Raw genomic sequence first — 6,936 nt, 5'->3', positions numbered from 1 at the left:
CGCCTGGCTCGCGAGCCTCGGCGTCCTCGTCGTCGAGAAGGACCTCGGCTCGTCCCTGCTCTTCTTCGGCATGTTCCTGGTGATCCTCTACGTCGCGACCGAACGGGCGTCCTGGGCGCTCATCGGGCTCGGCCTGTTCTCGCTCGGCGCGGTCATCTCCTACCAGTTGTTCGGGCACGTCCAGGTCCGGGTGGACGGCTGGTTACACGCGTTCGACGGTGACAATCCCACCAGCACCTCGTTCCAGCTGGTGCAGGGCCTGTTCGGGTTCGCCGCCGGCGGGATCACCGGCACCGGGCTCGGGCAGGGCAGCCCGCAGCGGGTCCCCTTCGCCAACACCGACTTCATCGTCGCGAGTATCGGTGAGGAACTCGGCCTCGCCGGAATCATGGCTATCCTCGTCATCTACGGACTGGTCGTCACCCGCGGCCTGCGGGCCGCGCTCGGCGCCCGTGACCCGTTCGGCAAGATGCTCGCGACCGGCCTTGCCGCCTCGTTCGCCCTCCAGGTGTTCGTGCAGGTCGGCGGTGTCATGCGGCTCATCCCGCTGACCGGTCTGACCCTGCCCTTCATCTCCTACGGAGGCTCTTCGATCGTCTCGAACGCGGCCATCATCGCGCTGCTGCTGCGGATCAGTGACTCCTACCGCAGGCCCGGCCCGGCCACCCCGGCCGCGCCGCTGTTCGACCCGAACGCCGTCGCCGACAGCCCCACCCAGGCGGTGCGGACGACGTGAACGCACCCATCCGCAAGGTCGCCGTCGCCTGCCTGGTGCTGTTCACCGCCCTGCTGGTCAACGCCAACTGGCTGCAGGCGAAGCAGGCTGGCGAACTGCGTCACGAGCCGAACAACGCCCGTCAGATCACCGAACGGCTCGAGCGGGAGCGCGGCTGGATCGGCGTGGCCGGCGGGCAGGCGATCGCGAGCTCGGTGCCGTCCGATGACGAGTACAAGTACCAGCGGCAGTACCCGGCCGGGAAGCTGTATTCCGCCGTCGCCGGCTACTACGGCCTGTACACTTCCGCGGGCCTGGAGCGCTCCCAGAACGACTTCCTCTCCGGAGAGGACGACCGCCTGTTCGTTTCCAAGGTTTCCGACCTGGTGACCGGACGCAAACAACGGGGTGGCAGTATCGTCACCACGCTGGTACCCCGGATCCAACAAATCGCGACCACCGCGCTCGGCAACCGTAAGGGGGCGGTCGTGGCGCTCGACCCGAAGACCGGCGAGATCCTTGCGATGGTGACCAGTCCGACATACGACCCGACACCGTTGGCCAGCCACGACGAGGCCGCGGCCGGCAAAGCTGCCCAGGCGCTCAACACCGACCCGGACAAGCCTCTGCTCAACCGCGCGACCCAGGAGACCTATCCGCCCGGCTCCACCTTCAAGGTGATCACCGCGGCAGCCGCGCTCAACGCCGGCCGTCAGCTTGAGGAACGTATCGCCGCGCCCGACACGCTCCCCCTGCCGCAGAGCAGGACCATGCTGCCGAACTTCGACAACGAACGCTGCGGGGACGGCCAGACAGACACCCTCATCCACGCCCTGACGATCTCCTGCAACACGGCGTTCGCCCAGCTCGGCATGGATCTCACCGACGACACCCTGCGCGCCCAGGCCGAGGCGTTCGGTTTCAACTCCACCATCCCCGACTTCCCCCTGCCATTGGTGCCCAGCGTGTACCCGCCCCAGCAGCTCGACGGGGCGCAGACCGCGCAGTCCGCCATCGGGCAGTTCGACGACCGGGTCACTCCGCTGCAGATGGCCCAGGTCGCCGCCGCCATCGGCAACAACGGGGTGATGATGCGGCCGTACATCGTCTCCGAGCTGCTTGGCCCGGACCTCAAGGCGATCAGCCGCACCGAGCCGGAGGTCTACAAACGCCCCGTGAGCCCGGACGTCGCAGCCGACCTGAACACGATGATGCAGAGCGTGGTCAGCAACGGCACCGGTAGCAAGGCGCGGATCCCCGGTGTCGCCGTCGCCGGCAAGACCGGCACCGCCGAACACGGTGACAACGAGCCCCCGCACGCCTGGTTCATCGGCTTCGCGCCCGCCGCCAACCCGAGCGTGGCCGTCGCGGTCGTGGTCGAGGACGGCGGCGGGGAGCTCGGCACCGGCGGCGCGGTAGCCGCGCCCGTGGCCCAGCAGGTCATGAAGGCCGCATTGGACGTTCGACAGTGACCGGCCCACCGTCGCCAGGCGTCCCGGGGCCGGGCCCGGGTCTGCCGGGATCAGGCGTTCCGGCAGCGCGGATTCCCCCGGGACCGGGCGTTGCGGCGCAGGGCGGGCCGGCCGTGCCGCCCGGCGGGCCCGCCTCGTCACCGGCCACCGCGCAGCCGTTCGGCGCCTCGCCAAAGGGCATCGTCCTCGACGGCCGCTACCTCCTCGAGGGACGTATCGCCACCGGCGGGATGGGCGAGGTGTGGCGGGGCCTCGACCGCACCCTCGGGCGTCCCGTCGCCGTGAAGCTGCTGCGCCCGGAGTACGCCAGCGACGAGCTGTTCCTGGTCCGCTTCCGCGGCGAGGCCCGGCACGCCGCCCGGGTGTCGCATCCGGGTGTGGCGTCCGTCTACGACTACGGCGAGGTCGTCACCGATGGTGATCGTCCGACCGCCTATCTGGTAATGGAGCTGGTCGAGGGCGAGCCCCTGTCGGCGTTGCTGCACCGGGAGAAGCGCCTGTCCCCGGAGAAGACCCTGGACGTGCTCGGGCAGGCCGCCGACGCCCTGCAGGCCGCGCACACCCTGGGCGTCGTGCACCGGGACGTCAAACCCGGCAACCTGCTGCTGCGAACCGACGGCGCGATCAAGGTCACCGACTTCGGGATCGCGCGCGCGGTGGACGCCGCGCCGCTGACCGCCACCGGGATCATGATGGGTACCGCCTACTACGTCTCCCCCGAGCAGGCCTCCGGCCGGACGGTGACCCCGGCCAGCGACGTGTACTCCCTCGGTGTGGTGGCCTACGAGTGCCTGGCCGGCCGGCGGCCCTTCGACGACCGCAACCCGATCGTGGTCGTGATGGCGCACCAGCAGGACGACCCCCCGCCGCTGCCGCCCGACGTCCCCGAGCCGGTGCGCAACCTCGTCCAGGCGGCGATGGCCAAGGACCCGGCCCAGCGGCCGTCGTCGGCCGGCTCGTTCGCCCGCACCGCCGCCACGATCCGTCGCAACCTGTGGAACGCGGACATGACCCGCCGGGCCGGCGGGNCCCGCCGGGCCGGCGGGCCGGCGGCCGCACCCCGGTCGGACCCCGCCGGGGATTCCACCGGGCGGTGGCCCGGACCGACGGGAGCACCCGGGCCGGGCACGGGCGGGGCGGGGACCGACGGGGATCGGCCACCGTCCTGGACCCGCCGGCACACCCGGGACGACAGCTTCCCCGAGGAGAACCGGCCGTATCGGGACGCCCGGCCGTCCTGGGACGCCGGCGCCGCCCACGACGGCCGTCAGCCTGGCCAGGAACCGCCGGGGACGTCGGCGGGCACGCCCCCGGGTGCCTGGGGCACCCCGCCCCGGCCGCCCACGTCCGGCGGCCGATACCCGGCGGACGGCTACCCACCCCCCGGGCACCGGGAGGCCGGCCATGCCGGTGCGAGCTCCGGTGCCGGCTACGACACCGGTTATGAGACCGGCTACGAGGCCGGTGGCTATGACGCCAGCTACAACACGGGCTACGACACCGCGAGCCGGCCGGACATCCGGCCGACGAACGTCGCCCGGCTCCAGCCGCCCGGCAACCGCCCGACCTCCACGCTGCCGCCGTCGGACGCGCGGGGGGCCCGGCGACGACGCCTCCGTGGCCGGGCCGCGGGGGGCCCGGCGTCCGCGGGCAGGCGACGGCTATCACTTCCAGTACTGATAGCACTACTGATCGCCACAGTTGCGATCACCGCGCTGGTCACCCGGTCGATCGCCGGATCCAGTGGATCATCCGAAGGCGCGCCGGCCCTGACCCGGGCGGTGCACGGACCCGGATCCGAAGATGGCATCGTCACCGGTGACAGTACGACCGGGACCGACGGTGTCACGGACGGCATCCGGATCACCGGCGGCCTGGGCGGCCATACGACCGCAACCGGGCCAGATGTCCGGGAAGCGTCCGCGGGTACCGGCCCGGGAAGCGGAAAGGCGAGCACGGGTGGCAGTCGTGACTGAGGCGTTCGGAACCGAACCTCGCCTGGTGGGCGGGCGCTACGAGCTGGGCGAGGTCCTCGGGTACGGCGGCATGGCCGAGGTCTACCGCGGCCGGGACGTCCGCCTCGGCCGCGAGGTCGCGGTCAAGGCGCTGCGGGCCGACCTCGCCCGGGACCCGACCTTCCTGGCCCGCTTCCGCCGCGAGGCGCAGTCCTCGGCCGCCCTGAACCACCCGGCGATCGTTTCGGTCTACGACACCGGCGAGGATCTGATCAACGGCACGACCGTCCCGTACATCGTGATGGAGTACGTGGAAGGCCGCACCCTGCGGGACGTGCTCCAGCAGGAGGGCCGGTTCAGCGAACGCCGGGCCATGGAGATCACCTCCGACGTGTGCGCGGCCCTGGACTACAGCCACCGGATGGGGATCATCCACCGGGACATCAAGCCCGCCAACGTCATGCTGTGCCAGGACGGCTCGGTCAAGGTGATGGACTTCGGCATCGCCCGGGCGACCACCGCGACCACGTCCAACATGACGCAGACCGCCGCGGTGATCGGCACCGCCCAGTACCTGTCGCCGGAACAGGCCCGCGGCGTCCGGGTGGACGCGCGCAGCGACGTCTACTCGACGGGTGTGCTGTTCTACGAGCTGCTGACCGGGCAGCCGCCGTTCCGTGGCGACTCACCGGTGGCCGTCGCCTACCAGCACGTGCGGGAGAATCCGCAGCCGCCGTCCAGCCACGACCGCGCCATCACGCCCAACGCCGACGCGATCGTGTTCAAGGCGATGGAGAAGGATCCCGACCACCGCTACTCCACCGCCGGGCTGATGCGGGACGACCTCGAGCGGGCCCTGGCCGGCCGGCCCATCTACGCCCCCCAGCTCGACAGCGACCAGCTCACCACCCGGCTGGGTGCCTCACCCGCGGTCACCGCGGGGACACACATGATCTCCCGCGGCCGCGGCCCCTACGACGACGGCCCGGACGACCCCTACGGCCGCACCGGCGCCTACGACCGGACCGGCGGCTACGGGACGGGCGGTTACGACCGGGCCGGCTTCGGCGGCCCCGGGGGAGGCGACAGCGGGCCGCTGCCGGAGAAAAGACGTTCGGACGCCTGGAAGTACATTCTCGCCGGCCTGTCCGTGGTGGCGGTGTTCGTCGTCGTCACCATGATCGCGACCAACATGCTCGGCGGCGGGGGCGGGAACGGCGGCAACACCACCGCCGACACCGCGACGATCCCGACGAACCTCATCGGGCAGAAGTTCGAGACGGCCAAGAACAGCCTGAGCTCCGCCGGCTTCACCAACATCGTCTCAAAGGTCGTCGAGAACAACGAGCCGAAGGATCTGGTGGTCGAGGTCGACCCGGCCCCGGGCACCGCCGCCTCGAAGAGCGCGCCGATCACCCTCAGCATCTCGAAGGGGCCGGGTGACCTCGCCGTTCCGGACGTGGCCGGGCTGACCCAGGCCGCGGCCACCGCCAAGCTGAAGGAGGCCGGGCTGACGGTGAAGACCTCCGCCTTCACCGACGCGACGACCCGCCGAGCCGGGCTGGTCGAGTCCAGCGACCCGGCGGCGGGGACGTCGATAGCCCCCGGCGAACAGGTGATCATCTATGTGGTGAGCACGCAGGCGACCGTCCCGAACGTGACGGACCAGCCCGTCGACCCTGCCAAGATCGAACTGGAGCGCTACGGCTTCAGGGTCGTCCAGCAGGCCGTCGCGAGCAGCAAGCCGACGGGCACCGTCGTCTCCCAGAGCCCCGGCGGCGGCTCGGCGGCCCGCGGATCGACCGTGACGCTCTACGTCGCCCAGCAGCAGGCCATCAACACCCAGACGCCCACACCGTCACCGAGCGCCACCGCGACTCCGAGCAAGACACCGTCGCCGAGCCCGAGTTCAACCGGCGGCGGCCTCGGCGGCCTGCTCGGCTGACGGGGCCCCTGCCGGCTCTGATCCCTCCGTCAGGCGAAAGCCGCCTGGCGGAGGGTCTCGACCTCGGCCGACAGCGTCGGCGCGGCCGACAGCGCGGCGTCGTCCCCGCAGACCGACAGCCAGCGGGCCAACAGCAGATGACCACCCTGCGTAAGCACTGACTCCGGGTGGAACTGGACGCCCTCCAGCGGGAGGGTCCGGTGTCGCATCGCCATCACCACACCGCTGTCGGTCCAGGCGGTGACCTCGATCTCCGCCGGGAGAGTCGCCCGGTCCACGGCGAGCGAGTGGTAACGGGTTCCGATGAACGGCGACGGCAGGTCCGCAAGCACCCCGACCCCGCGGTGGCGCACCACGGACGTCTTGCCGTGCAGCAACTCGGGTGCCCGGCCGACCGTCGCGCCGAAGGCGACCCCGAGGGCCTGATGCCCCAGGCACACCCCGAGCATGGGGATGCCGGCCGCCGCGCACGCCCGGATCATCGGCACGCTGACCCCGGCCGCCTCCGGCGTGCCCGGGCCGGGTGACACCAGCACCCCGGCGACGCCGAGAGCGGTCAGCTCGTCGACGTCGACCTCGTCGTTGCGGCGGACGACGCTGTCCGCTCCAAGCTGGCCCAGGTACTGCACCAGGTTGAACACGAACGAGTCGTAGTTGTCGACCACCAGGATTCGCATGATTCTCCTCTTACCACCGAATCCGCCGCGGGATCCGGTGGATCCTGGCGCGGGATGTGGCGGTGACCGGCCCGTGAGCGCCCGGGGCGGCCACCGTCGGTCAGTTGCCGTAGGTCAGTTGCCGTCGGTGGCGGCCGGCTCGTCGGTGGCAGCCTGCTCGTCAGCGGCGGCC

5 protein-coding genes (1 of these 5 cut by a window edge) are annotated in these 6,936 nt (G+C 71.5%); 4 read left to right on the top strand and 1 reads right to left on the bottom strand.

Going from position 1 to position 6,936, the window contains the following annotated elements; translation table 11 throughout:
• The 4 genes from FrCorBMG51_RS15885 to pknB form a co-directional block, all read left to right on the top strand.
• On the top strand, window positions 1-736 hold the final stretch of the coding sequence (locus FrCorBMG51_RS15885; RefSeq protein ID WP_047223843.1) for an FtsW/RodA/SpoVE family cell cycle protein. The gene continues 770 nt to the left of window position 1, outside the view; the window shows 736 of its 1,506 coding nt (coding positions 771-1,506); its start codon lies off the left edge, out of view; it ends in the stop codon at window positions 734-736.
• The gene (locus FrCorBMG51_RS15880) at window positions 733-2,187 is read left to right on the top strand and encodes a peptidoglycan D,D-transpeptidase FtsI family protein (RefSeq protein ID WP_047223842.1); all 1,455 of its coding nucleotides are present in this window, start codon (window positions 733-735) and stop codon (window positions 2,185-2,187) included. Before FrCorBMG51_RS15885 ends, FrCorBMG51_RS15880 begins: the two co-directional genes overlap by 4 nt.
• On the top strand, window positions 2,184-4,163 hold the full coding sequence (locus tag FrCorBMG51_RS15875) for a serine/threonine-protein kinase (RefSeq protein ID WP_476742178.1): 1,980 nt from the start codon (window positions 2,184-2,186) through the stop codon (window positions 4,161-4,163). The genes FrCorBMG51_RS15880 and FrCorBMG51_RS15875 overlap by 4 nt, the downstream gene beginning before the upstream one ends.
• Window positions 4,156-6,087 carry a Stk1 family PASTA domain-containing Ser/Thr kinase gene (pknB, locus tag FrCorBMG51_RS15870; RefSeq protein ID WP_047223840.1) on the top strand — a complete coding sequence of 644 codons (1,932 nt, stop codon included), beginning with the start codon at window positions 4,156-4,158 and terminating at the stop codon, window positions 6,085-6,087. The genes FrCorBMG51_RS15875 and pknB overlap by 8 nt, the downstream gene beginning before the upstream one ends.
• 29 nt (window positions 6,088-6,116) lie before the next feature.
• On the opposite strand, the gene FrCorBMG51_RS15865 is transcribed toward pknB, so the two are convergent.
• Window positions 6,117-6,764, bottom strand: a complete 648-nt coding sequence (locus FrCorBMG51_RS15865) for an aminodeoxychorismate/anthranilate synthase component II (RefSeq protein WP_047223839.1) — start codon at window positions 6,762-6,764, stop codon at window positions 6,117-6,119.
• Between the last annotated feature and the right edge of the window lie 172 nt (window positions 6,765-6,936).

It is taken from the genome of Protofrankia coriariae, from assembly GCF_001017755.1.
Lineage (GTDB): Bacteria > Actinomycetota > Actinomycetes > Frankiales > Frankiaceae > Protofrankia > Protofrankia coriariae.
Note: the sequence above shows the minus strand (reverse complement) of the source record. Positions and strands in the feature narration are given on the sequence as shown.